Here is a 24,716-nt window from a genome sequence, read left to right on the forward strand (position 1 = left end):
GTGGAACTGATTCATTTAAACACGGTATGGATTGTGATTGCTGCTGCGATGGTTTTGTTTATGGAAGGTGGCTTTAGCTTGTTAGAAGCAGGTTTAGTCAGAACAAAAAATGCCGTAAATGTAACAATGAAAATTTTTGTTGATCTAACGATCGGGGCTCTTGTTTTTTGGATGATTGGGTTTGGGATCATGTTTGGTCAAGATGCCTTTGGCTTTATTGGGACAAGTCTGTTTGGAAGTCCAGAAAAAATCTCACTAAATATGGAACTACCCAGCGAAGCATTTGTACTTTTTCAAATGGGCTTTGCGGTAGCGTGTATCTCGATCATTTCCGGGGCTGTGGCAGAACGCATGAATTTTAAAGCGTACATAATCACTGCCGCTCTTGTTACACTTATCATTTACCCATTATCAGGACATTGGATTTGGAATAGTGAAGGCTGGCTCGCACAGCTGGGGATGAAGGATTTTGCTGGTTCGGCAGCCATTCATGCGGTTGGCGGTTTCGCTGCGTTGGCAATGGCAAAACTATTAGGGGCAAGGAAAGGGAGATTTAACTCTGATGGCAGTGTAAATGTATTTGCGCCAAGTAATATTCCCCTGGCATCAAGTGGAGCATTTATCTTATGGTTTGACTGGTTTGCTTTTAACAGCGGCAGTACATTAGATGCATCAAATGCTTCTTTAGCTTCGATCGCCATTAATACGATGCTTGCAGGAGCTAGCGGCGGAACAGTTACTTTATTAATGACCATGAAAAAATTCGGAAAAGCAGATCCGAGTATGACTATTAATGGTGTTTTATCTGGATTAGTAGCGATCACTGCCGGATGTGCATTTGTCGATCAATGGAGCGCGATTATCATTGGTGGGATCAGTGGAGTTATTGTCATTTATGCAACTCTTTTAATCGACAATATGAAAATCGATGATCCGGTTGGTGCGGTTGCTGCATGGTTTTAACGGTGTGTTTGGTACCATTGCTGTTGGGTTATTTGATTCAACGGCAGGATTAGTAACAACAGGGCAAGTTTCATTGTTTGGCGTACAGCTTTTAGGTGCAATTGTAGTGGCTGTCTGGGGATTAATCGGTGGTGCAGCTATTGGAAAGATAGCTGATGCAACGGTTGGATTGCGTGCAACTGATGAAGAGGAAGAAGAAGGTCTTGATATGTCCTATCACGGGATTCCAGCCTATAATGAACTAGAACGTTTTACAGATTTACCAACCAGTCTTTATAATTTTGAAGAATCAACGGGAATTACGATCGCCAAAACTGAGCAGAAAAAGGTGATTGAGAAGGTTTTTGTTGATTAATTTTCCATATTAATAGATGATGAGGCTGACTAAATCGAATTTGAGTCAGCCTCATCATGTTATAAATCAAGCTTTTGGTTGATTTAATTTACTTCGCCGTTTCGCATATCCGAAGTAAACGATCAACCCAATCATGATCCAAATAATAAATGCGATCCATGTAATTGCAGGCAAGCTTGTCATTAAATAAACACATAAAAGTGCGCTTATTGCTGGGAAAATCGGAACAAACGGCACCTTGAAAGCTCGCTTCAAATCAGGATGCGTTATTCTAAGAATAATCACGGCGACTGAAATTAATGTAAAGGCTGCTAATGTTCCGATGTTTACAAGATGAGCTAAAGTTGTTAGATCAACAAAACCTGCAATAATGGCAGCGATAATACCTGTTAACCAAGTATTTTGAAAAGGTGTTTTAAAGATTGGGTGGATTGTAGCAAAATTTTTCGGTAACAAACCATCCCGGCTCATGGCAAATGATACTCTGACCTGTGCATACAACATGACAAGCAAAACAGTTGTTATCCCTGTTATGGCTCCAACGGAAATAATACCTGCAAGTGAATCTTGACCGACAAATTGCAGGGCGAATGTAACAGGGTCTGCAACATTTAGCTGTGAGTATGGCACCATTCCAGTCAAAATAAAGGATACGAGCATATACAAAACTGTACAAATTGCTAAAGAAGCAATGATCCCAATCGGTACATCACGCTGTGGATTCTTTACCTCTTCAGCCGCAGTAGCCACTGCATCAAATCCTATATAGGCAAAGAAAACTGTAGCGGCACCAGTAATAATTCCTTCAAAGCCAAATGGTGCAAACGGAGTCCAGTTATCAGGCTTTACATAAAACATACCAGCAATAATGTATGCAAAAATAACGGCCAGCTTAATAAAGACCATTATATTATTAACACGTGCACTTTCTTTTGCACCTCTTGATAATAATGCTGTAATAAGTAAGATAATGATAACCGCAGGCAGGTTGATTATTCCGCCTTCAGCAGATCCGGGAGCAGAGGTAAAACTTGCAGGCAGCATAATTCCAAAACCTTCAAGAAGCGCTTGGAAATACCCTGACCATCCTGTGGCAACGGCTGCTGTTGCTAATAAATATTCCAGCATTAAATCCCAGCCGATGATAAAGGCAAAAATTTCTCCAAGAGTTGCATACGTGTACGTATAGACACTGCCGGAGATTGGCACAGTTGAAGCAAATTCTGCATAACAGAAGGCAGCTAAAGCGCAGACTATCCCTGACAAAACAAACGAAAGAATTAACGCAGGTCCAGCTGATTCTGCAGCCACAACTCCTGTTAAGACAAAAATACCTGTACCGATTATTGCACCAACCCCTAGCAAAGTTAAATCTAATGCACTAAGTGTGCGATTAAGTGATTTTTGTTTGCTTTGTTGGATTAATTGTGTAATTGATTTTTTTCTAAGTAGTGAACTCATAAATCCTCAAAAATGAAAATGGTTAAAGTCTCTCTGTAAAAACACACAAATTGTAGTATATTGTCGAATATTTTAGATGTCAATACTTATCTGACAATTAACATCAACTTTTCATTATATTTAAATAATAAACACAAAAACGTCAACTTTATAAAAAATTCTACAAACCACAAAAAAGGAAGTGTACTTTTAGTATACTTCCTTTTTTTGCTTCCTTTTATCCCGTTGTCATGTAGTGAACCCTATCCAATGCTAACCGACATCATCAGGCCTAGGTATGCTGAAATAATAAAGAGGATACCAAAGCTTAAAGGGATCCAGGCGGATACCTTTTTATAAAAGCTTATTACAATTAAAGCCAAAAATAATATCGCAATACAAAGTAAAACAATTCCTTCAAACCCAGTGTTAAGCTGTACGATAAAAGGGGCTGCGATTTTATGGCCGATGAAGTATTCTACCCAAAAAGCAGCTCCTTCTTGAATGACAGTGGCATTTACTTGATGCGGCGGAGTTAAGGTCCCTAGGACACCTGTTATAAAAAAGATAATCATAAGAATAACAGTCTCTGCCTGTATCCATTTTTTTGCATCAAATGTTGAATCCACTTTAGCTTTTCTTGATAAAATTCCATTTACAAGTGCAAACATTAACACAGGGATAATACTAAGATGCTTTAATAAGAGCATCTGACCGTATGGTAAAACCCACGCATTAGCATAGTCTCTTGGATGAAAGACAAAAAACATCAATAAGATCCCTGTCACTGTTGTTATCAAAAATAAAACGATAGAGAGCGGGGTGAACCATCGTAAAAAACCGTGCCAGTCTTCAATGCTTTTTGCAAGCCAGCCAATGTGAATCAAAACGCCAACCCAAATTGTGATTGTTAAGAAATGAATAGAATGGGAAAAAAGCCCTGGCACTAAATCAAGAGATGCTGAGTGGCTTGCATAACCAAGCGAGATCATCATCAAGAAAAGAAAAAAAGCCTGCAAATATTTTGAACCTTCTACATACATAACCATCCATAAAAAAACAGCAAAAAAACTTCCATAAAGCCAAGAGATGCCTACTTGAAATTCAGTAAGTATGGCATATGCTCTTAAGCTTAAAAAACCTTCTGTCGAAAAGTATGAAATAACTTGAAGGACTGGAAAAAAAGTGAAAATGATGATTCCTAATACGGATAATAATAAACTGCTTTTTGAAACCTGGATGGCTGGCTTTTTATCAACAGGTATAAATTGTAATATCACATGGCCTGTTAAATATGAAAAAAGCATGTACGTAATATATTCGGTAATTGGTATTAATGGGGTCATGCCTTACCTCTTTTTACGTAAAAGAATCCAAACGCCAACGACAAGAAGGATTACTAATACGATGATTGATATTGTTGAAATCATTGAACTGTTATCATTAACTTCTTCTGTTTCAGTATCCACATTCGTATTTTCCTCAGCTGTAGAGGTATTATTCTCTTGGGTATCAGATGCTTGTCCGCTTTCCTTCGGAGTGATTGCTTCGGTTTCTTCTGCCGGAAGGTCTACTTTAAATGAAATATCACCTGATATAACATGACCATCCGTTGAGGCAATTTTCCATGTTAACGTGTAGTTCCCATCTCCTAATGGTTCTGATAAAGTTCCTACAACCTGTTTATCTCCAACTGTGATCGAATCGAAATTTATATCCTGTTGATCTTTCACCAATGTTAGTGTGCTTTGATTTTCAATTTCTCCAGCAAACTCAACTTTAAGTTCCTTTAATTCCTCTGTAATTGTTTCTCCTTCACTAGGCGATGAAGAGGTTAATGTTGTATGAGCGGATGCAATAATTGGCATAGTCAAAATAATCCCTAATATAAATAAAACTTTCTTCAATATTCTCACCCTAACTGTTTTAGTAAAAACTTGTTTTTCCTTCTCATTTTATCATGAAATACTTTCTGCTTTTATAAGGCTTTCTTACAATTTAGCAAACAAAAAAGTGTTTGAAAAATTTTTGAAAAAAAGAAAAGTTCCCAGGAACTGTGCAAACGCCCTTACGGACAAGTACCTATATACATATTGTAGTATTACAACGAAAGAGAGGTGTTGTTAAATGAGTGGATCAACTTACGGTGGTGGATTTGCTTTAATCGTTGTATTATTTATCCTTCTAATTATAGTAGGAGCAGCTTTCGTTTGTTATTAAAAATACAGATATTTTTAGTGAATATCATTAAAAGGAGGAATTACAATGGGTTACGGTTATGGTGGCTGGGGCTACGGCTGCGGCGGTTATGGATATGGCGGTTATGGATATGGAAAAGGCTTTGCGCTAATTGTTGTATTGTTCATTCTTTTAATTATTGTTGGTGCAGCTTGGTTTTAATAGATGGTAATAAAAAGGAGGCTGTCTCTCAGTCTTCTTTTTTTACACATTTTTTTTGAAATTATAAAATTCATTGAACTGAGGATAAGCACTGCGACATCCAGCTCCAGCGCCTATCGCCTAACAAACTTCAGATCATCTCCCTACGATAAGTCAACATCGGTTCGCTTCGCTTACCGTGTTTCCTTTATCTCAGTCGATGCTCCTCCAGTTTGTACGGCGATGACCAAGGCGCTTGCGCTTTTGTTCTAATATCAGAATTTATATATTTTCTTAACATAGCTTGCGTTTCTGAATCTAGCTCCAGGCGCCATCGGCTCGAGGTCATAAGTCAAACAGGAATTGAAGGTAAAGTACACCTTCTATTCCTGTTCGCCTTATGCTTGTCGCCGATAGGCAGGCGCCTTGCGCTTTTTTTATTGTGGTTGTAAAGTGCCACAAGAAAACAATTGTATTTATCTGTAAAACAACATAATACAAAATCTTTACATAGACTTCACACTAGATTTACATTGTGGATTTATATTGTATTTATAAAATAAAAATACGAATGAGGGATAAAAACAATGAAAAACCACATTTTGAAAATTGTTATTCTCTTAGTGACACTTCATTTACTAGTTGCATGGGGACAAGCAATTTCTAATCAGGCTTCAACTACCAACCAAAGCAATGGATTATCTGGAGAACTGACAGTTTACACAGCAATAGAGGAAGAGTTGATTCCTCAATACTTACAATCATTTGAAGAAAAATATCCTGATATTAAACTAAATATTGTAAGAGATTCAACTGGTATCATTACAGCAAAGCTTCTATCTGAAGGGAAAAATACACAAGCTGATGTTGTATGGGGACTGGCAGCATCAAGTCTTCTTGCGCTTGATCAAAAGGCCATGCTGGCAGGCTATACACCTAAAGGAAGTGACAAAATTATCCCAGCTTTCAAGGATTCAAATAAACCTCATAAATGGGTTGGAAACACTGCATTTATGACTGGAGTTGTCGTAAATACAGCGGAACTGGAGAAAAAAAATCTACCAATCCCGCAATCTTATGAAGATCTAATAAAACCCGAATACAAGGATTTGATTGTCATGCCGCATCCTGCTTCATCTGGGACAGGCTTTCTAACTGTATCAGCTTGGCTGCAAATGATGGGTGAAGATGGTGCTTGGCAATTTATGAACGATTTACATCAAAACATTGCTACCTACACACATTCAGGTTCAAAACCTGCTAAATTAGCAGCTACAGGTGAATATGCAATCGGCATTTCATTAGTTTATAGCGGTGTTCAACAAAAACAAGAGGGAGCACCGGTAGAGGTTATATTACCTTCTGAAGGACTTGGCTGGGAAGTTGAAGCCAATGCCTTAATCAATAAAGAAGATAAGAAAAATGAAAAATTGGCAAAAGCGTTTCTGGATTGGGCAATTTCAGATGAAGTAATGAAGAAGTATTATGAAGCAAATGGATTTTCCACGATGAAAAATGATTTTGCAAAACCTGAAGGGTTCCCAATAGGAGCTGAAGATAAAATGTATCCTGATAATGATCTAAATTGGGCAGCTCAAAATCGCGATGTCATTTTAAAAAACTGGGATGCTAAGTTTAATTCTAAAGCTGAGCCCAAAGAAGAATAGTGTGTCCTAATGTCAATGTAAGGAAAGCCCCCTGTTCTTGCATTGACGCTTAAATAGATTTACTTTGAAAAGACATTAAGGAGGATCGTCCTCATGAAACACCAACCATTTTTGGAAATAAGCCACATTTCAAAAGAATTCGGCTCATTTAAAGCACTTGATGATATAAATTTTACGGTCAAAAAAAATGAATTTGTTTGCTTATTAGGTCCAAGCGGCTGTGGAAAAACGACCTTGTTACGAATTATTGCTGGATTAGAAACACCGAGTAATGGGGGTATCCAATTAGAAGGTAAGGATTTAACCAGTTTGCCACCAGCAAAACGAGACTTTGGGATTGTCTTTCAATCTTATGCACTATTTCCAAATTTAACGGCTTACCAGAATGTTGAGTATGGTTTGAAAAATCGAAAAATAAAGAAAAAAGAAAGACAAGAGAGAGTGAAAGAAGCTCTTGAGATGGTTGATTTACTGCCTATTCAGAATAAGTATCCAGCACAATTATCAGGTGGCCAACAACAGCGAGTTGCTTTAGCGCGGGCAATTGCTCTTTCACCAAAGTTTTTATTATTAGATGAACCATTGTCTGCGCTGGATGCAAAAGTAAGGGACAAACTCCGTTATGAAATTCGTTCAATACAAGAAAAAATTGGCATTACCACGATAATGGTTACTCATGATCAAGAAGAAGCATTAACGATGGCAGATAAAGTTGTTGTTATGAAAAATGCAAAGATTATGCAAGTTGGCAGTCCACAGGAAATTTATAATCAACCGCGACATCCATTTGTAGCGGATTTTATCGGATCCATCAATATGTTTAAGCCTGAAAAACAAGGTCCTGGAATAAACAAAGTCATTGGCATTCGCCCAGAACATATTCAGCTTTCCCATACTGAAGGAGTAAATGCACGTATCGAAAATCTCGAATTTAGAGGGTCAAGTTATCGCCTTCAGTTGAGCGTGGAAGACTGTTCATCTTCTTTGAATAAACAAATTATTAAAGCAGATGTTTCAGCGTCAATGATTCGTGAATACAGACTAAAGAAAGATGTAACTGTATTTATTCAATTCCCTGAGCCTTATTTATTAACCTATGAAGAACAGGTGGTTATTTAAATATGGAATTCACCTCAGCAACAGTGATAAGAGAAAGGAAGGTAAAGCAAAAGAATGGTTCAAATGAGAGGCTGCAAACATTATTGATTGTCTTTGTTTTGTTAACCTTTTTTGCATCATTAGTTTTACCTTTAGTTGCGTTGTTTTCACAGACAGTCTTTGATAATCAGGGAAAGTTTGTCGGGCTGCAAAATTTTATTGACTATTTTCGAACGGCGTCACTTGTTACATCGTTGCAACACACCCTATTCATTTCAACGATGACAATGGTTATTTCAGTTAGCTTAGCCTTTTTCTATGCTTACTCGCTAACCAGAACACAAATAGCTGGGAAAACATTTTTCAGATATTTGGCGCTATTACTATTGTTTGCACCTACTATGATGCATGGAATTGGTTTGATGTACTTGTTTGGCAATCAAGGAATCATCACAAATGGATTTTTTGGCTACTTACCTGGCGTGAATATTGAATTATATGGTGCGACTGGAATTATTATCGCGGAAGTGATTTATACCTTTCCGCAAGCCTTTCTTATTTTGTATATCACATTGCATCAAACGGATTATCGTTTGTATGAAGCGGCTAATACTTTAGGTACGAAAAAAGGGAAGCAATTTCTAACCATCACCTTACCTAGTGCAAAATATGGATTGATTAGCTCGTTGTTTATTGTTTTTACTTTAAGTTTTACGGATTATGGAGCGCCTAAAGTAGTAGGTGGACAGTACAATGTACTTGCAACAGATATTTATAAGCAAGTGGTAGGTCAGCAAAACCTGCCAATGGGTGCGACTGTTGGTGTTATTTTAATGCTTCCAGCGCTATTTGCCTTTCTGGTTGATCAACTGACACAGCAAAAGCAGTCTTCTTATGTATCAGCAAAATCAATTCCATTTAAAGTGGTGAAAAACAAATTAAGAGATCGAATTGCCTTGCTTTATTGCTTAGGTATTTCAGGATTTTTCCTGTTGATTTTTCTGGCTGTTGTCATCGCCGCCTGTGCGAAAATGTGGCCATATAACTTAAGCTTTACTTTGGATCATTTCACATTTACTAGTCTGTCAGGAGATGGATTAATAGCATACAAGAATAGTTTCATTGCGGCAGCATTGACATCTGTTTTTGGAACAATTATTACCTTTATTTTTGCTTATATAATCGAAAAATCAAGAAAACATCTTGGGTTAAGGAAAGTCGGAAATCTGTTTTCTATTATACCATTAGCACTTCCAGGACTAGTTATTGGGATTAGCTATATCTTTTTCTTTAGTAAACCTGAATTTTCATTTTTTGGCACGACCATTGCGAACCCATTACACTTCCTCTATGGCTCGATCGCTATTATTGTCATAGCTAATATTTTGCATTTTTACTCAGTTACCTTTGTGACAGCAACAACAGCCTTGAAAAAGTTAGATAAAGAGTTCGAGCTAGTATCAGAATCAATGGGTGTACCATTTTATAAAACATTTTTTAGAGTAACTGTTCCTATGTGCCTTCCTGCCATCTTGGAAATGGCGATGTATTTCTTTGTTAATTCAATGGTGACAATTTCAGCTGTTGTATTTTTATACTCGGCAGACTTTAAGCTTGCGGCTATATCTATTGTAAACATGGATGATGCAGGAAATTTAGCATCTGCTGCTGCAATGAGTGTCTTAATTGTGCTAACAAATATTTTCGTGAGAGTACTGTATGAAATAGCTGTAAAAAGATTTAAATCAAAAACTGATAAATGGAAGTCTCAGGAAGCCGCTTAAAAAACTGAAAGGATGATGATGATGAATAAAATTGAAGGAATTATTTTTGATTGGGCAGGTACTACAGTTGATTATGGATGTTTTGCACCATTACATGTTTTTCTCAAAGTATTTGAAGACAAAGGAGTCAAGATAACATTAGATGAAGCAAGAAAACCGATGGGATTATTAAAGATTGAACATATTCGGGCAATTATGAGCATGCCTCGGGTTAGACAAGAATGGGAGAACATACATGGAGCAGCGCCATCAGAAGATGATGTTCTTGACATGTACCCAAAGTTCGAGGACAAGCTTTTTGAAAGCTTAGCAACATTTACAACACCGATACCAGGAGTATTACAAGTAATTAATCAATTACGTAGTAAAGGGTTAAAAATTGGTTCAACAACTGGTTATACAAAAGAAATGATCGAAATTGTTGCGAAAAATGCAAAGGAAAAGGGCTATGCCCCTGATGTAATCGTCACTTCAGAGCTTGTTAAAGAGGGAAGACCGTATCCATGGATGTGCTATTACTGTGCAATGGAATTAGGGATATTCCCAATGAATAGGCTCGTAAAAGTAGGAGATACAACGACAGATATGCAAGAAGGTCGAAATGCAGGGATGTGGACAGTTGGAGTTGTATTAGGCAGCAGCACACTAGGTCTAACAGAAGAAGAGGTTCATTCCATGGATCCTCAATTCTTATCGGAAAAAATGGAATCAGCAAGAACAAAATTATTTGAGGCAGGAGCCCACTTTGTGATCGATTCTATCATTGAGCTGCCTGAATTAATCGAAAAAATTGAAGAGAGCAAACAAGAAGTTCTTGTTTAACCATACGGAGGTCCGCCATGAAAAATCCATATTTATTATTAACACCAGGTCCATTAAGCACATCTGAGTCAGTAAGGGAAGCAATGAGAAAAGATTGGTGTACATGGGATCATGAATACATGCTTTTAGTTCAAAAAATACGGCAACACTTGGTTAACCTGGCGACACATCAACGCAGCGAATATACCTCCGTTTTAATGCAAGGAAGTGGAACGTTCACAGTTGAGTCAGTAATTGGATCGGTTATTCCGCGTGAATATTCAAAGCTGCTAATTGCTACAAATGGTGCATACGGAAACCGGATTATTCAAATGGCAGAAATTCTCGGAATTCAGACGGTGATAAGCCGGACAAAGGAGAATGAACCGACAAATCTTTATGAAATCGAAAAGTTCTTACAAGCAGACCCAGCCATCACGCATGTAGCTGTTGTTCATTGTGAAACAACAACAGGTATTCTAAACCCGGTTGAAGATGTGTGTAAATTAGCTAAAGCGTATAACAAAAACACAATTGTTGATGCAATGAGCAGTTTTGGCGGGATTGAATTGGATGTACATGAATGGAAAATTGACTTTTTAATTAGTAGTGCTAACAAATGTATTCAAGGTGTTCCTGGTTTCGGATTTGTCATTGCCAAAACAGAAGAACTTGAAAAATGTGAAGGGATTTCCCACTCTTTATCATTAGATTTGTATGATCAGTGGAAAACAATGGAGGATTCAAATGGGAAGTGGAGATTTACCTCACCTACCCATGTAGTAAGAGCCTTTTACCAAGCGCTTATCGAATTAGAAGAAGAAGGTGGGGTAACAGCAAGGAATAAACGGTATCGTGAAAATCAGACAATCTTAGTTGAAGGAATGAGAGAGTGTGGCTTTATGCCATTCGTTCTACAAGAATATCAATCACCAATAATAACATCCTTTTTACATCCAAATGATGATTTTGAGTTTAATGCTTTTTATCAGCACCTTAAAGAGGAAGGGTTTGTTATTTACCCTGGAAAGGTGTCGGAGGTATTAACATTCCGCATTGGAACAATTGGTGAAGTAGATAAATATGACATTAGCAGATTAATCCAATCTATTAAAAAAATAAAAGATAAACAAGGAGAGACAGAAAAATGAAGGTATTTTGTTTAGGTGGTGCAGGGAAAATTGCAAGGGAAGCGGTATTGGATTTAGTGAAGTTTTCAAGCTTTGAAAAAATTACGGTTGCAGACTACAATGAAGAAGAAGGCCGTAAGGTTGTAGAGTGGTTGAATGATCCAAGAGTAGATTTTGTTAAAGTGAATGTCCATGATCACCAAGATACAGTTGAAAAAATGACAGGCTATAACATTGTCATGGATGGGACAACGATTACCCTAAATGGTAAAACAACCGCTTGTATTGCTGAAGCAGGCTGTCATGGTATCAATTTAAATGGATTTGGTGAAGAGGATGCATACCACGAAGAATTTGTAAAAAACGGAAAAACATGCTTACCAGGCTTTGGAATGACTCCTGGTTTAACACAGCTTATGGCCATGCACGCTGCAAATCAGCTTGATGCAGTCGAGAGTGTAAGAGTAAGCCATGGTTCTTACCGTCCGATCGCATTCTCTAAATCTATAACGGAAACAACAACTTATGAATATGATCCTGAATTGCCTGGAAGGGTTGTTTATGAAAATGGTGAGTTTGTTCAAGTTCCTCCTTTTGCCCGACCAAGAGAAATTGATCTCCATGAGCCTTACGGAAAAGGAATCCAATATATCATTCCACATGCCGAGACAAAAACCTTGGCTAAAGCGTTAAAGGATAAAGGTGTTCAATTAATTGAAGTTCGCGGAACATGGCCGGAACAAAATATGAGGCTAGTTCGAGCATTATTTGAATATGGAATTTTACGCAATGACAAAATTAAGATCAATGGAACTGATATCGGAATCATGGATTGTATTTCACAGTATTTATATCAATCAAAGGAAGGTTCAGAAACAGAGCTATACGGCTATGCCCTTCACATTGAAGTAATTGGTGAAAAAAATGGTCAAAAAATGAAGCATGTTCTTACACATACACATCCTAAATCGGATGGCTCTGTACAGGGATGGGAAGGCTTGCGTGCATATACTAGAAATGTTGCGATTCCATTTGCCATTGCAACAGAAATGATCGCAACTAATAAAGTAGTGAAAACAGGTATTGTTATTCCTGAGGAAGCCTTTATCGTACCTGAGGACTTTTTTAAAGAACTGGAAAAGCGTGGTATACTTGTACATGAGAAAATCGAAATCTTACAAGAACCCGCTAGAGTTTAACTTTTGTCATTAGGGGGACAGAGATGTCTTTATTAGCTGAAGAGAGAAAAAAAATCATTCTTGAATTGCTGGAAGAAAACGGACAGGTAAAAGTAGCCGATTTAGCGTATCAATTTGACGTTTCAACCGAAACCATCCGCCGTTACTTAGAAGAGTTGGAATCCGAAAAAAAACTAAAAAAGGTTTATGGCGGAGCAGTAAAAATAGAGAATGAAAATGAAGAACCAACCTTATATGAACGAGAAATATTAAGAGTTGAAGAAAAAAAGCAAATTGCACGTAAGGCATTAGAGTTTATAGAAGATGGTGATGTTATTGTTATTGACGAAGGAACAACCACTTACCAAATGGTGAATGGCCTTTGTGAAAAAAATGGAGTAACCGTGATTACCAATTCATTCCCTGTTTCTTCCTTATTAATTTCATATGCGAACAGGCAATTGTTTAATGGTGAGCTCATTTTCATCGGAGGAAAGGTCCAATTTGATCATTACCGTTCTTCAAGCTCGTTATCGGAAAAAATGGCAAAGGAATTTTTTCCTGATAAAGTATTTTTATCAGCTGATGGCCTCCTGCCAAATAAAGGCGTCATGAGCTATAATATGGAAAAAACGATGCTTTCGCAAATTTATTTGGAAAACGCAACGAAGAGCTTTTTATTGATTGATCATTCAAAGCTTAACGTAAAAGCGAGTTATCGACTTGCAGGTATAAACGAGATTGATTATATATTAAGTGATGTACCAATGCCAGAAGCATGGAGTAAAGAAGGAATTTCTGTTAACAAGTGGATTTTTTGTCAATCTTGAAGCTTTAAGTGGGAGTATGGTAGCCGGTTAAGTGAAACGGTACTGAATCAGAATCAAGGGAAAAGGTGCTGTCGCAAACTTTTGAGACAGCACCTTAGGTTGCTTAAGAAGTTCTCTTCTCGCTCCCATCAATATGGATTAATGAGTTTCTTTTAATCCAATATTGAAAACTGTCTAAAGGAAAGACACCTCTCCGTTTCGAGTTGTTCATTTGGATCACAACACTTCTACCAGTCACTTCTAAAATCTTTAGTTTATCTGAATTACTGATATTTGGAATAAAGCTTCCTTTTAGTTTAAACTCCATATTGTCGTGTAGTTCCATGCTAGCCATCCTCCATTTAATAATATCCTTCTTTAAATTTCCCACTCCTTCATAATTTATCCATTTTTTTAGATTCATTTCGAAGGTTTGCTCAGAATTTGGTACACTAATATAGTGATTATTTAATAAGGAAGGTGTTTTTTCGTGACAACCGCAAATGAAACGATCCAGCTAATTAAAGAGCTTGTCGAAATACCGAGTCCATCAGGGAATACGAATCAGGTGATCACATTTGTTGAAAACTATTTAAGCCGTTTTCAATTTGAGATGAAACGAAACAAAAAGGGCGGCTTAGTCGTTACGATTCCTGGTAATGATAAAAGTCAGCACCGAATGCTGACAGCACATGTCGATACATTAGGAGCCATCGTAAAAGATATTAAATCCACAGGCAGATTGATGATTGATTTAATAGGCGGCTTTAATTTTAATTCTATTGAAGGTGAGTATTGTCAAATTGAAACCGCAAGCGGCAAAATCTATACTGGTACAATTCTTATGCATCAAACTTCTGTCCATGTTTATAAAGAAGCAGGTAAGCTTGAGCGCAATCAAAAGAATATGGAAGTAAGAATTGATGAAAAAGTACAGAATGCTGAGGATGTTCGTCAACTTGGAATCGATGTCGGAGATTTTATTTCGTTCTATCCAAGAGTAGAGGTTACACCAAATGGATTTATTAAGTCTCGCCATCTAGATGATAAAGCAAGTGTTGCACTATTACTGCAGCTGATGAAACGTATTTCAACTGAAAAAGTAACTCTGCCTTATACGACTCATTTCCTAATTTCAAATAATGAAGAAATTGGTTATGGCGGAAATTCAAATATTCCTCCCGAAACGGTTGAATATGTAGCGGTAGATATGGGGGCCATTGGTGATGGGCAAGCAACTGATGAATACACAGTATCCATTTGTGCAAAGGATGCTAGCGGACCATATCATTATGCGTTGCGTAAAAAATTAGTACAGATTGCAAAAGAAAACAATATCGATTATAAAATAGATATCTACCCATATTATGGATCAGACGCTTCAGCAGCCATTCGAGCCGGACATGATATAGTTCACGGACTAATTGGACCAGGAATAGATGCTTCACATGCATTTGAGCGTACCCACGCCTCTTCATTGGAAAATACCGCCAGACTGCTGTATTATTATGTGCAATCAGAAATGACATGTTAAAAAGGAAGGAAAATCCCGTTTGCTCTAGGGACTAGCCAAATAGGAATTGATGATAAAGAACTTTCAATTCCTATTTGCCTTATGCTTGTCGCCTTATGCTTAGCACCTTGCACTTTTTTTATTATTTTACATAAGCAATAACGCCTTCTTCATCATCAAGCACGAGCTCAAGAGCCGCTGAAAAGGGGTCTACCTTCATTACGGTATCAAGCCAAAATCGTATCGCTTCAATGATATTTGCCGTTATGAGAATTTGCTTGCGGTCATTCACATAGGCTTCAGCAGAAAATCCGTAATCATCATCATACATTAATTCGATTTCTACTTCCTGAGGTGTGATTTGTCTTTTGTGGGCAATGTGTAAACAAAGTGCGTTTACAATGTCCTGCTCAGTTATTTTTATTTTCCCCATACTGTTTTATCCTCATGCTTGCGTTTGTTTTTGAAAAAGGTAAATAGCTTACGAACAATAAAAATAATTGCAACAATAGCAAATATATTGACAAATAAGCCGATGATTGAACCTAAAATACCTAAATTACTAAGCAATCCCCCAAGTAATAGACCTGCTAGTCCACCTAAAAATAAACCCTTCATAATGCCTCCAGCCTTTGGCTTAGAGGTTGTACTGCTTTTAGTAGCTGTAGATGATTTTTGCTGGGAATCTTCCTTTTTAAAAAGGGAAGGACTATTGGTAGAATTTGAATTAAAAGATTTTTTACCAGATTTATAGCCTTTCGCACTTACAGTTGTCACCTGATCACCAATTAAAAAGCCGCTAACCGGTGTGAAAAGCAAAGTAAGTACAAGCATTGCAGAAAATAGTTTTTTGAACATGGTGTAATTTCCTCCTAAATATACTGTATCTTTATGTAATACGAAAAGAAGAGATAAAGGTTTCAAAAAATCTGCTTTTTTTATAATGATCAAACTCATTGTTGATTATAGCACTATTTTGATTGGAGAGATAACAGGGGGGTTATGAGTCTATAAAAATAGATCATTTTGAATAAGTTGAAGACGAAACTAATTCAAAATGATCCATTTATTATCTGTCACATACCCATTTTATTTCACCGGATTTATCCTGGTAATCGATATCTACTTCAAAGTTATGCTTCTCGTAAAAATGGACGAGACGATCAACATGATCCCAATCTCTTTCTGCGATGTCACCTGTTATCTCAGGAATATTTTGTTCGACTGCAAGCTCTTTTAAATAATCCATGCAAATGGAACCATAGCCTCTATTCGCTGGACCTTTTATATCACCTATATGAATCTTGTTGTCTTCAGTATAGGTTGCATGGATAGAAAAATCCCATTGGCCATTGTAGGAGCTTTCACAATCACTTAGCATAATTTTACAAGATTGGCTGTCTTCAGGTGTATAAACAATAACGAGTTTATCATCTTTTGCATGGTCAACACCTAGTACCTTGCTCTTTTTGGCAATTTCTTTTAGATTATCTTGCAGGCGAAACACCTGAATTTCTAATTCTTCTAACTCCTCCTTTAATTCCGCAGGGGTGCGTGAATCTTTTTCGAGTAATGGATAAAACATGATAAACTCCTTTCTTTGTACTTTTTACTCTATTAAAATGGTAAATCATTTGTTTACTACTTATTTAAAAGGTAAATTTTGCAATAAACAGTCAATAATTATACAGGATATGTACTATTTTTTCAATGTGTTCTTTGAAAAACAAACGAGAAAATCTTGTTTTACCATCATTAGGAAAAATATCCCTTTATATACATGACTTTTAACCTATATCAAAATGAAAATTTGGTCCTTAGGACCTTTTTTTTGTTGGTTCTTATATAATATGCTTAATTTAAGGAAAATTGTATGATTTTGTCGGTTGCTTGGACAAAGAAGGATGAAAAGCCTATTAAAATATTTTTGGAGAAAGTTCACATACCGTTGGAGGGGAAGGAATGATTGAAGAACACACGAGATATTCACGTCTTGCTCAAACTACTAAGCTAATAAATACAAAATTAGAGTTGCGAGAAGTGCTAGAACACGTTGTGACTGCCATTTCTGATGAAATATTTCGCTGTGATTCCGTAGGGATTTATTTGCCTCAAGGAGATGGAACATATCGTGGTTATGTAGGTAAACCGGATGTCATAAATGGCAAGACTCTAAACATGATGGTCATAAATCCGGAAACTGACTTATTAGCGAAAGAGGTTCTTGAAACAAAAGAAAGCATTTATATTCCCGATACCTTTAAAGATCCCAGGCCAGACCCAGGTCCAATAAAGACTTTTAAAATCAATTCATTATTCGTATTACCGATTAATTATGAAGATGAGGTGTACGGGCTCGTTTTTTTATTTAATCACGGTTTTCATATGAATTTAACAAAAGCTGAAATTCAATCAGTAGAAGCGTATGTAAATATGGCTGCGGTTGCCATACAAAACACAAAAAATTTAACGAGAAAAGAGAACCTTATCTCAGAAAAACAATTATTATTAGATGTAACAAGGGAGCTTTCCTTATGTTCAACCATGAATGAGGTTCTTGATAAATGCTTCTATTATGTTGGCAGGGTATTAAAGAATACAAACATTGGGGCACATTTATTGGACCCGATTGCAGGTAAAGTATTGAAGCCGGTAAGCTTGAGCAAGGAAAGTGATTGGACGGAAGAAGCATGGAAGAAGACACATAGAATCATTAGAATTGATCAAACGACAGATCGTTTGTTTCAAGAGGTAATTAAAACAAAAAAAGCTGTTTTAGTTCCAGATGTCAGTTCAGATCCTCGACCAAATCATGAGGCTTGTCGAACGTTTGGAATTAAAGGGGTTCTTATGCTTCCAATCGTTACAATGGGAGAGATATTAGGTCTTTTAGCTATCGTAAATTTAGATGAAAAAAATCATGTTTATCCACAAGCTGATATCCAATTAGCACAATCGATTGTAGAAGCGACTGCAGCAGTGTTATCAAATATCATTTATATGGAAAAACAGGAGCTTATTATAAAGGAACGGACGATGGAGCTTACTGAAAAAAATCAGGAGCTTGAGAATGTAGTAGGAGAACTGCAACGATTAAGTCGCGAAAAAGAGTTAATTTTAAATTCTGCTGGCGATGGTATTGTGGGGTTGGATATAGAAGGGTATATTACGTTTTGCAATCCTGCAGCCAAAACGATTTTAGGCTATAGTTCAGAAGAATTAATCGGAAAATCGTATAGGTCCTTTTATTCCAGTGAAAATTTCAATCAGGCTTTCTTTCTAAAAAGCTCTGAAAAAGATACCATTTATACGGATGAAACGTTTATTCGCAAGGACAAAACAAAATTCCCTGCTGAGTATGCTATTACCTCGATTAAGGAAAAAAATCAAGTAATTGGTTATGTTGTTACTTTTAAAGATATCACCGTTCGAAAACAGCTGGAAGAAAAAATAAACTACCATGCTTATTATGATAGTTTAACAAATTTGCCTAATCGTCTTTTATTACATGATCGTTTAAATCAGGGCTTGGCCTATGCGCAGTTGCATAATGAGCAGCTGGCGGTTTTATTTCTTGATTTGGATCGTTTTAAAACGATTAATGATACGTTAGGACACAGTTATGGTGACCTTCTGCTTCAAAAGGTAGCTGAGCGTTTAAATGCTTGTGCCTATAAAGGATGTACCGTTTCTCGTCAAGGAGGGGATGAGTTTACAATTATTCTGCCAATTGTCCGATGTGAGAACGAAGTAAGAACGTTTTCGGAACAAGTCATTGCTGCTTTTAAAGACCCGTTTGATTTAAAAGGGAATGAGGTCTTTGTGAAAACCAGCATCGGGATTAGCATGTTTCCCCAAGATGGTGAGGATGCAGAGGATTTAATTAAAAAAGCTGATACTGCTATGTATAAAGCGAAGGAATTAGCTGGAAATGACTATCAATTTTACACAACTGCAATGGATTATCGCTCACTTGAACATGTAAAACTTGAAAATTCTTTATATAAAGCGTTGGATTTAAATGAACTGCAAATTTATTATCAGCCCCAATATGATATAAAAGATAAACAGATTTTTGGTGTTGAAGCACTGCTTCGCTGGGATCATCGTACAAAGGGGATGATTTCACCAGGGGAATTTATCCCTCTAGCAGAGGAAACTGGTTTAATTGTTCCAATTGGAGAGTGGGTGCTTAGAAACGCTTGCAAGCAAATAAAAGAATGGCAAATGCAGGGATATCCTAAAATGACGGTATCAGTAAATGTGTCAGCCCAACAATTTAACAAGCCTAATTTTGTCAATATGGTAAAAGAGATTATAGAAGAAATAGAGCTATCACCTCACTATTTAGAATTAGAGCTAACCGAGAATTTAATTATCCAAAATACGGAAGAGACCCTTCATAAAATGTCCAGATTAAAAGAATTAGGGATTAAAATATCAATTGATGATTTTGGCACAGGCTATTCATCTTTAGGTTATTTGAAAAATTTTCCGATAAACACCTTGAAGATTGATCGTTCGTTCATCAATGAAGTTTGTCATGACCCTAAAAATGCAGCGATCACTAATACCATTATTACGCTTGCCCATAATTTAAATCTCCATGTCATCGCAGAAGGCGTAGAGACTATCGAGCAAATTGAATTCTTATCTTCAAATAACTGCTATCGTATACAGGGGTATTATTATTCACGCCCAATTAAGCCTGATGACTTAGTAGCAAACTATTTTTAATAGTTTTATATAGATGTGAAATTCAATCTATCTAAACAGGAGGCGTTAATAATGAAAGCAATACGTTCAGTACTTAATTATTTGAAAAATGGCGAAGTAAAATATGTCTTTGGGATTCCTGCTGGTTCTGTAAATGCCTTTTTTGATGAGCTCTATGATATACCGGAAATTACGCCGATTGTGACAAAACATGAGGGTGCCGCTTCCTATATGGCGGCCTCTTATGCAAAGTACTCAAAATCTTTAAGTGTTTGTATTGGCTGCAGCGGTCCAGGCGGAACGAACTTAGTTACAGGTGCTACAAATGCCATGCGTGAGCATTTACCAATCTTATTTATAACGGGTGCAGTCCCAGTTCAAACAAATGGTCTTAATGCATCACAGGAACTTAACGCACAACCAATTTATGAGTCTGTAACGAAATATAGTGCAACAGTAAAGAATTCTGCAGAGCTATTGGAAACGATTGTGAAGGCGGTTGAAATTGCTTTAACCGGGGTACCAGGACCAGTTCATGTTGCCATTCCTATTAATGTTCAGCTTGATTTGATTGAGGAGGCAGAAATTCCCGCATTTCCGAACGTAATGAAACATAAGCCTGATCTTGCTGCAATACATAAAGCAGTTGATCAACTTATTAACCAAAAGGATGGGATCATGTTTGTCGGTCAAGGTGCAAGGGATGCAGTTGATGAAGTGCTTGAATTAGCAGAGCTGGTAAATATGCCTATTATCACAACTCCGCAAGCAAAAGGACTAATCAGGGATGATCATCCGTTATTTAAAGGAGTATTTGGTTTTGCGGGTCATGAGCAAGCATCAAGGTTAATTAATGAGGGATATGGAGAAACACTGTTTGTCATTGGTTCAAGTCTTGGTGAAACCGCAACAAATAATTGGAATGGTAATCTGACAAAAAATCGTTATTTTATTCAGTTGGACATTGACCAGTCTGTATTTAATAGAAAGTATCAAGTGGATCTCCCGATTGTTGGTGATGCAGATCTTAGTCTAACTGCGATTATTGAAAAAGTAAAAAAACGAGTGACAGATAAACATTTTTATTTTCCAAAAGAAGAAACCATTCATGAAGATGAGGATCAGAAGGAATTTAATACACAAAATGTATTAAGTGCTTTGCAAAAGCTGCTGCCTGAGACAACAAGATACACTGTTGACATTGGTGAATTTATGTCCTATGTCATCCATTATATGAATGTAAAAGCACCACATACGTTTGATATCAATGTTCATTTTGGAGCCATGGGAACGGGGATTGGTTCTGCAATAGGAAGCAAGCTTGCTGAGCCGGAGCGTGATGTTGTATGTATAACTGGCGATGGTTGCTTTTTTATGCATGGAATGGAGATATTGACTGCAAAGGAGTATCAGCTTCCAATCATATTTGTTGTAATGAACAATGCCCGTTTAGGGATGGTCTATCATGGTCATAATCTTCAATATCAGCGTTCGCATTCTTGTTTTGAACAGGAGCCTGTTAATATTTCTGCTATGGCAGAAGCATTTGGTATTCGAAGCGCTCGAATCCAACAATTAGATCACATCAATCCGTTTCTTATTGAATATCTTCGCGCAGATGGTGGACCAGCTGTTTTAGAGGTTGAGTTAGTCGACCAAAACATACCGCCAATGGGAGACCGAGTGAAGTTTCTTTCTTCTTTTGGGAAATAATAAAATCTCTGCAAAGCAACAAGGGTCAGCCTCCTCCAACTAACACCCATATATTGGATTTAACGCTATGTTAATTCTAATATATAGTGTAGAGGGGTCTGACCCATTCAATTTGACCTGGGACCGGAAACGAATTTAGAATTCTTATGTGAATGGTTGCCTTTTTGGGGCTTTTTGATAAGCTCAGCCTCAATAATGTAGCGTTGAGGGGCAGGACCGATAAATGTAAAAGGATAGCAGGTTGTTAATGTTAAAGTGCTTCTTGGTTTGGGAACAATGACGGTTCTGTCATCTTTATCAACAATACGAATTTTATTGATTTTGTATAGATACTTCGCTTCAGATCTATGGACAATCAGTTTATCACCTTGTTCTAATTGTTCTAATTTGCGAAAAAAGGTATCTCTATGTCCCGCTAAAACAGAATTGCTTGCTTCTCCTGGCAATGCTGTGCCTTTAACATGTCCAATTCCTTTTCTTAAGATGGTTTCATTTGAGCCATGAAAGATTGAAACGGTTTGCTCTAGTTTTGGAATGGAAAGCGTGCCGATCATTGCTCCTTCCTTTGGTGTTGGGACAGCAACAGGTTGAAAGGGTTCCCCATTATTTGGTGAGACCATATAGGTTTTTTCGGATGTAACATCATTGGTCGAGCGCAATGTAATTTCCTCCAAGTTGTAAGTTATTGATTATGTTGGTATTATTTGTGGATATTTCCTTTTTATTCGGGGGATTTTTCATGAAAAAAGACCTTCAGTAGACAACTTACCAATAACTTGTTACCAACATAGAAAGAATTAACTGGAACGATTGTTTAATGGAGGGATTTGAATGGACTTTATTATAGGTGCCGTAAAACCTCATCATGCCCATCTGTTTACCGCAAAAACAACTGTTAGTAAAAAACATTTTCACACAATAACTGGTTTTACAAGGCCTGTAAATGGTAATAGTCTTGATCGGCATTTCCATCTGTATCGAGGGGTTACTTCATATGATAACAAGCATTTTCATCGTTTTTACGGAAAAACAGGACCAGCAATTCCTTTACCTGATGGCAGTCATTATCATATGTTTGCAGGGGAGACGTATGTTAACTTTGATGAACCTCTAAAAATTACTTTAGGGGAGCAAGAAGAAATGGATGCCTTTTATCCGAAACACAATCATCGGTTCAGTTGGAAAACCTCCGATATTGTAGGGGAGGATCCTTTCATTAACGGTAAATCTATCATGAATAAAAGCAGTGGATGTAAATGAGAAAATCACACTGCTTTTATTGAATTTATCTCATAAATAAATTAGTGGTTTCTTTCACTAATTAAAATGTTTCAGTACAAAATAGAACAGCTTAAAAAAGAAGCTTATCTATCTTTATTATCGATAAATCACAGAGCCGCCTTCGACGAATTCCTGTGCCTTTTCTTGCATACCTTTATTAATCTCTTCTACTGAGAGATTCTCTTCAATTGACATTTGTCTAATATCTTGTGAGATTCTCATAGAGCAAAATTTTGGACCGCACATTGAGCAGAAGTGAGCGGTTTTTGCCCCCTCGGCAGGCAAGGTTTCATCATGGTATTCTCTTGCTCTTTCAGGGTCTAGTGAAAGATTGAATTGATCATGCCATCTAAACTCAAAGCGTGCTTTTGATAAAGCATCATCACGTGTTTGAGCTCCTGGATGTCCTTTTGCTAAGTCAGCAGCATGTGCTGCGATTTTATAGGCGATAACTCCTTCTCGTACATCCTCTTTGTTTGGTAAACCAAGATGTTCCTTTGGTGTTACATAGCAAAGCATCGCTGTGCCAAACCAGCCAATCATTGCTGCGCCGATCGCTGATGTAATATGATCATAGCCTGGAGCAATATCTGTTGTTAAAGGTCCCAGCGTATAGAAAGGAGCCTCTTTACAAATTTCTTGTTGTTTTTCTACATTTTCTTTAATTAAATGCATCGGGACATGGCCAGGTCCTTCGATCATGACTTGAACATCATATTTCCAAGCAATTTCCGTTAATTCACCTAACGTTTCAAGCTCACCGAATTGTGCTTCATCATTAGCATCAGCAATAGAACCAGGTCGTAAACCGTCCCCAAGTGAAATCGAAATATCATATTTTGATAGAATTTCGCAGATTTCATGAAAATGAGTGTATAAGAAATTTTCTTGGTGGTGGGCAAGACACCATTGTGCCAAAATCGAACCGCCTCTCGAAACAATTCCTGTTGTACGCTTGGCAGTAAGTGGGATATATCTTAACAGAACACCAGCATGAATTGTAAAATAATCAACGCCTTGTTCAGCTTGTTCAATCAATGTATCACGATAAACTTCCCATGTTAAATCTTCGGCAATGCCATTTACTTTTTCTAAAGCTTGGTAAATAGGGACAGTCCCTACAGGTACAGGAGAGTTGCGAATGATCCATTCTCTTGTTGTGTGAATGTCCTTCCCGGTTGATAAGTCCATAATCGTATCTGCTCCCCAGCGAGTTGCCCATGTCATTTTTTCTACTTCTTCTTCAATGGAAGAGGAGACAGCAGAATTTCCAATATTCGCATTAATTTTCACGTGGAAATTCTTCCCGATAATCATTGGTTCGCTTTCTGGGTGGTTGATATTTGCAGGAATTATTGCTCGTCCTGCAGCAACCTCTTGGCGGACAAATTCAGCTTCCATTTGCTCTCTAATTGCGATAAACTCCATTTCTGGAGTGATGATTCCATTGCGTGCATAGTGGAGCTGGGTCACTCTTTTCCCGTCTTTCCCTCTTAAAGGATTAATACCTTGTGAAGGGAATATCTCGATATCGGATTGTTTGCTTGCAAGCTTATAGCCGTTATCCTCTGGCTTAACGGTACGGCCTTCATAGCGTTCAACATCGTTACGAGCAAGAATCCAGTTTTCTCTAACTCTTGGCAAGCCTTTTCGGATATCGATTTGAGCATTTTCATCTGTATAAGGACCGCTAGTATCATACACTTGGATTGGGGGATTTGTTTCTTCGCCATATGAATTCTTTGTGATTCCTTGAGAAATTTCTCTAACTGGTACTTGAATTTCTGAGGTGCTTCCTTGAACATAAACCTTTTTACTTCCTGGGAATGGCTGTTTGATGTTAATCTTCATAAATTCTCCTCCTCAAAATAAATGAACAAGAATTCTTT

General features: G+C 37.3%; 21 protein-coding genes and 2 pseudogenes. 14 read left to right on the plus strand and 9 right to left on the minus strand.

Annotated features, from left to right (window positions below; genetic code table 11):
* Positions 1 to 1,318: pseudogene (locus tag Q1B07_RS11430) on the plus strand (ammonium transporter).
* A gap of 66 nt (positions 1,319 to 1,384) precedes the next feature.
* On the opposite strand, the gene Q1B07_RS11435 reads toward Q1B07_RS11430, so the two are convergent.
* The 3 genes from Q1B07_RS11435 to Q1B07_RS11445 form a co-directional block, all read right to left on the minus strand.
* Positions 1,385 to 2,779: an amino acid permease gene (locus Q1B07_RS11435; RefSeq protein WP_299089368.1), complete on the minus strand. Its 1,395-nt coding sequence runs from the start codon at positions 2,777 to 2,779 to the stop codon at positions 1,385 to 1,387.
* A gap of 242 nt (positions 2,780 to 3,021) precedes the next feature.
* Entirely contained in the window at positions 3,022 to 4,104 is a 1,083-nt protein-coding gene (locus tag Q1B07_RS11440; RefSeq protein WP_299089366.1) for a CopD family protein, read from the minus strand.
* A gap of 3 nt (positions 4,105 to 4,107) precedes the next feature.
* A complete protein-coding gene (locus tag Q1B07_RS11445) occupies positions 4,108 to 4,665 on the minus strand; it encodes a copper resistance CopC family protein (RefSeq protein WP_299089365.1) in 558 nt (185 codons plus the stop codon).
* A 220-nt stretch (positions 4,666 to 4,885) separates the two neighbouring features.
* On the opposite strand from Q1B07_RS11445, the gene Q1B07_RS11450 reads away from it, so the two are divergent.
* The 9 genes and pseudogenes from Q1B07_RS11450 to Q1B07_RS11490 all read left to right on the plus strand — a co-directional run bounded on the left by Q1B07_RS11450 (position 4,886) and on the right by Q1B07_RS11490 (position 13,625).
* Positions 4,886 to 4,978: a YjcZ family sporulation protein gene (locus tag Q1B07_RS11450; protein WP_299089364.1), complete on the plus strand. Its 93-nt coding sequence runs from the start codon at positions 4,886 to 4,888 to the stop codon at positions 4,976 to 4,978.
* A 105-nt stretch (positions 4,979 to 5,083) separates the two neighbouring features.
* Positions 5,084 to 5,158: pseudogene (locus Q1B07_RS11455) on the plus strand (YjcZ family sporulation protein); the annotation flags it as partial.
* A gap of 566 nt (positions 5,159 to 5,724) precedes the next feature.
* A complete protein-coding gene (locus tag Q1B07_RS11460) occupies positions 5,725 to 6,804 on the plus strand; it encodes a putative 2-aminoethylphosphonate ABC transporter substrate-binding protein (protein WP_299089363.1) in 1,080 nt (359 codons plus the stop codon).
* Positions 6,805 to 6,897: 93 nt separating this feature from the next.
* Entirely contained in the window at positions 6,898 to 7,923 is a 1,026-nt protein-coding gene (locus Q1B07_RS11465) for a putative 2-aminoethylphosphonate ABC transporter ATP-binding protein (RefSeq protein ID WP_299089362.1), read from the plus strand.
* A gap of 2 nt (positions 7,924 to 7,925) precedes the next feature.
* On the plus strand, positions 7,926 to 9,686 hold the full coding sequence (locus Q1B07_RS11470) for a putative 2-aminoethylphosphonate ABC transporter permease subunit (protein ID WP_299089361.1): 1,761 nt from the start codon (positions 7,926 to 7,928) through the stop codon (positions 9,684 to 9,686).
* Between the two features lie 15 nt (positions 9,687 to 9,701).
* Positions 9,702 to 10,508: a phosphonoacetaldehyde hydrolase gene (gene phnX, locus Q1B07_RS11475; RefSeq protein ID WP_299089360.1), complete on the plus strand. Its 807-nt coding sequence runs from the start codon at positions 9,702 to 9,704 to the stop codon at positions 10,506 to 10,508.
* A 17-nt stretch (positions 10,509 to 10,525) separates the two neighbouring features.
* The gene (gene phnW / locus Q1B07_RS11480) at positions 10,526 to 11,638 is read left to right on the plus strand and encodes a 2-aminoethylphosphonate--pyruvate transaminase (RefSeq protein WP_299089358.1); all 1,113 of its coding nucleotides are present in this window, start codon (positions 10,526 to 10,528) and stop codon (positions 11,636 to 11,638) included.
* Positions 11,635 to 12,816 carry a saccharopine dehydrogenase C-terminal domain-containing protein gene (locus Q1B07_RS11485; RefSeq protein WP_299089357.1) on the plus strand — a complete coding sequence of 394 codons (1,182 nt, stop codon included), beginning with the start codon at positions 11,635 to 11,637 and terminating at the stop codon, positions 12,814 to 12,816. The genes phnW and Q1B07_RS11485 overlap by 4 nt, the downstream gene beginning before the upstream one ends.
* 23 nt (positions 12,817 to 12,839) lie before the next feature.
* Positions 12,840 to 13,625 carry a DeoR/GlpR family DNA-binding transcription regulator gene (locus tag Q1B07_RS11490; RefSeq protein ID WP_299089356.1) on the plus strand — a complete coding sequence of 262 codons (786 nt, stop codon included), beginning with the start codon at positions 12,840 to 12,842 and terminating at the stop codon, positions 13,623 to 13,625.
* Positions 13,626 to 13,728: 103 nt separating this feature from the next.
* Here the strand turns inward: Q1B07_RS11490 and Q1B07_RS11495 are convergent, their stop codons facing one another.
* Entirely contained in the window at positions 13,729 to 13,950 is a 222-nt protein-coding gene (locus Q1B07_RS11495) for a hypothetical protein (RefSeq protein WP_299089355.1), read from the minus strand.
* A gap of 144 nt (positions 13,951 to 14,094) precedes the next feature.
* Between Q1B07_RS11495 and Q1B07_RS11500 the strand changes: the two genes are divergently transcribed.
* Positions 14,095 to 15,138 (plus strand): M42 family metallopeptidase, encoded by a 1,044-nt coding sequence (locus tag Q1B07_RS11500; protein WP_299089354.1) that lies wholly within the window; start codon positions 14,095 to 14,097, stop codon positions 15,136 to 15,138.
* Between the two features lie 121 nt (positions 15,139 to 15,259).
* Here the strand turns inward: Q1B07_RS11500 and Q1B07_RS11505 are convergent, their stop codons facing one another.
* The 3 genes from Q1B07_RS11505 to Q1B07_RS11515 form a co-directional block, all read right to left on the minus strand.
* Positions 15,260 to 15,550 (minus strand): YxcD family protein, encoded by a 291-nt coding sequence (locus Q1B07_RS11505; protein WP_299089352.1) that lies wholly within the window; start codon positions 15,548 to 15,550, stop codon positions 15,260 to 15,262.
* Positions 15,538 to 15,975, minus strand: coding sequence for a hypothetical protein (locus Q1B07_RS11510; protein ID WP_299089350.1), 438 nt, complete (start codon positions 15,973 to 15,975; stop codon positions 15,538 to 15,540). The genes Q1B07_RS11505 and Q1B07_RS11510 overlap by 13 nt, the downstream gene beginning before the upstream one ends.
* A gap of 211 nt (positions 15,976 to 16,186) precedes the next feature.
* Positions 16,187 to 16,702 carry a hypothetical protein gene (locus Q1B07_RS11515; protein WP_299089349.1) on the minus strand — a complete coding sequence of 172 codons (516 nt, stop codon included), beginning with the start codon at positions 16,700 to 16,702 and terminating at the stop codon, positions 16,187 to 16,189.
* Positions 16,703 to 17,079: 377 nt separating this feature from the next.
* On the opposite strand from Q1B07_RS11515, the gene Q1B07_RS11520 reads away from it, so the two are divergent.
* Positions 17,080 to 19,854: an EAL domain-containing protein gene (locus Q1B07_RS11520; RefSeq protein ID WP_299089348.1), complete on the plus strand. Its 2,775-nt coding sequence runs from the start codon at positions 17,080 to 17,082 to the stop codon at positions 19,852 to 19,854.
* Between the two features lie 51 nt (positions 19,855 to 19,905).
* Positions 19,906 to 21,546 (plus strand): thiamine pyrophosphate-binding protein, encoded by a 1,641-nt coding sequence (locus Q1B07_RS11525; RefSeq protein WP_299089347.1) that lies wholly within the window; start codon positions 19,906 to 19,908, stop codon positions 21,544 to 21,546.
* 107 nt (positions 21,547 to 21,653) lie between these two features.
* Here the strand turns inward: Q1B07_RS11525 and Q1B07_RS11530 are convergent, their stop codons facing one another.
* Positions 21,654 to 22,205, minus strand: a complete 552-nt coding sequence (locus Q1B07_RS11530; protein ID WP_299089346.1) for a class D sortase — start codon at positions 22,203 to 22,205, stop codon at positions 21,654 to 21,656.
* Positions 22,206 to 22,377: 172 nt separating this feature from the next.
* Between Q1B07_RS11530 and Q1B07_RS11535 the strand changes: the two genes are divergently transcribed.
* Positions 22,378 to 22,806: a YmaF family protein gene (locus Q1B07_RS11535; protein ID WP_299089345.1), complete on the plus strand. Its 429-nt coding sequence runs from the start codon at positions 22,378 to 22,380 to the stop codon at positions 22,804 to 22,806.
* Positions 22,807 to 22,923: 117 nt separating this feature from the next.
* On the opposite strand, the gene thiC is transcribed toward Q1B07_RS11535, so the two are convergent.
* Positions 22,924 to 24,678 (minus strand): phosphomethylpyrimidine synthase ThiC, encoded by a 1,755-nt coding sequence (gene thiC, locus Q1B07_RS11540; RefSeq protein WP_299089344.1) that lies wholly within the window; start codon positions 24,676 to 24,678, stop codon positions 22,924 to 22,926.
* Positions 24,679 to 24,716: the final 38 nt, after the last annotated feature.

The organism is uncultured Metabacillus sp. (genome assembly GCF_947503125.1).
In the GTDB taxonomy this organism is placed as follows: domain Bacteria; phylum Bacillota; class Bacilli; order Bacillales; family Bacillaceae; genus Metabacillus.

Coding starts and splice junctions, on each gene's coding strand:
- Q1B07_RS11520 (WP_299089348.1), top strand. CDS start 17,080: ATGATTGAAGAACACACGAGATATTCACGTCTTGCTCAAACTACTAAG.
- Q1B07_RS11490 (WP_299089356.1), top strand. CDS start 12,840: ATGTCTTTATTAGCTGAAGAGAGAAAAAAAATCATTCTTGAATTGCTG.
- phnW (WP_299089358.1), top strand. CDS start 10,526: ATGAAAAATCCATATTTATTATTAACACCAGGTCCATTAAGCACATCT.
- Q1B07_RS11525 (WP_299089347.1), top strand. CDS start 19,906: ATGAAAGCAATACGTTCAGTACTTAATTATTTGAAAAATGGCGAAGTA.
- Q1B07_RS11470 (WP_299089361.1), top strand. CDS start 7,926: ATGGAATTCACCTCAGCAACAGTGATAAGAGAAAGGAAGGTAAAGCAA.
- Q1B07_RS11535 (WP_299089345.1), top strand. CDS start 22,378: ATGGACTTTATTATAGGTGCCGTAAAACCTCATCATGCCCATCTGTTT.
- Q1B07_RS11515 (WP_299089349.1), bottom strand. CDS start 16,702: ATGTTTTATCCATTACTCGAAAAAGATTCACGCACCCCTGCGGAATTA.
- Q1B07_RS11460 (WP_299089363.1), top strand. CDS start 5,725: ATGAAAAACCACATTTTGAAAATTGTTATTCTCTTAGTGACACTTCAT.
- Q1B07_RS11485 (WP_299089357.1), top strand. CDS start 11,635: ATGAAGGTATTTTGTTTAGGTGGTGCAGGGAAAATTGCAAGGGAAGCG.
- Q1B07_RS11450 (WP_299089364.1), top strand. CDS start 4,886: ATGAGTGGATCAACTTACGGTGGTGGATTTGCTTTAATCGTTGTATTA.
- Q1B07_RS11435 (WP_299089368.1), bottom strand. CDS start 2,779: ATGAGTTCACTACTTAGAAAAAAATCAATTACACAATTAATCCAACAA.
- Q1B07_RS11510 (WP_299089350.1), bottom strand. CDS start 15,975: ATGTTCAAAAAACTATTTTCTGCAATGCTTGTACTTACTTTGCTTTTC.
- phnX (WP_299089360.1), top strand. CDS start 9,702: ATGATGATGAATAAAATTGAAGGAATTATTTTTGATTGGGCAGGTACT.
- Q1B07_RS11505 (WP_299089352.1), bottom strand. CDS start 15,550: ATGGGGAAAATAAAAATAACTGAGCAGGACATTGTAAACGCACTTTGT.
- Q1B07_RS11465 (WP_299089362.1), top strand. CDS start 6,898: ATGAAACACCAACCATTTTTGGAAATAAGCCACATTTCAAAAGAATTC.
- thiC (WP_299089344.1), bottom strand. CDS start 24,678: ATGAAGATTAACATCAAACAGCCATTCCCAGGAAGTAAAAAGGTTTAT.
- Q1B07_RS11495 (WP_299089355.1), bottom strand. CDS start 13,950: ATGGAACTACACGACAATATGGAGTTTAAACTAAAAGGAAGCTTTATT.
- Q1B07_RS11440 (WP_299089366.1), bottom strand. CDS start 4,104: ATGACCCCATTAATACCAATTACCGAATATATTACGTACATGCTTTTT.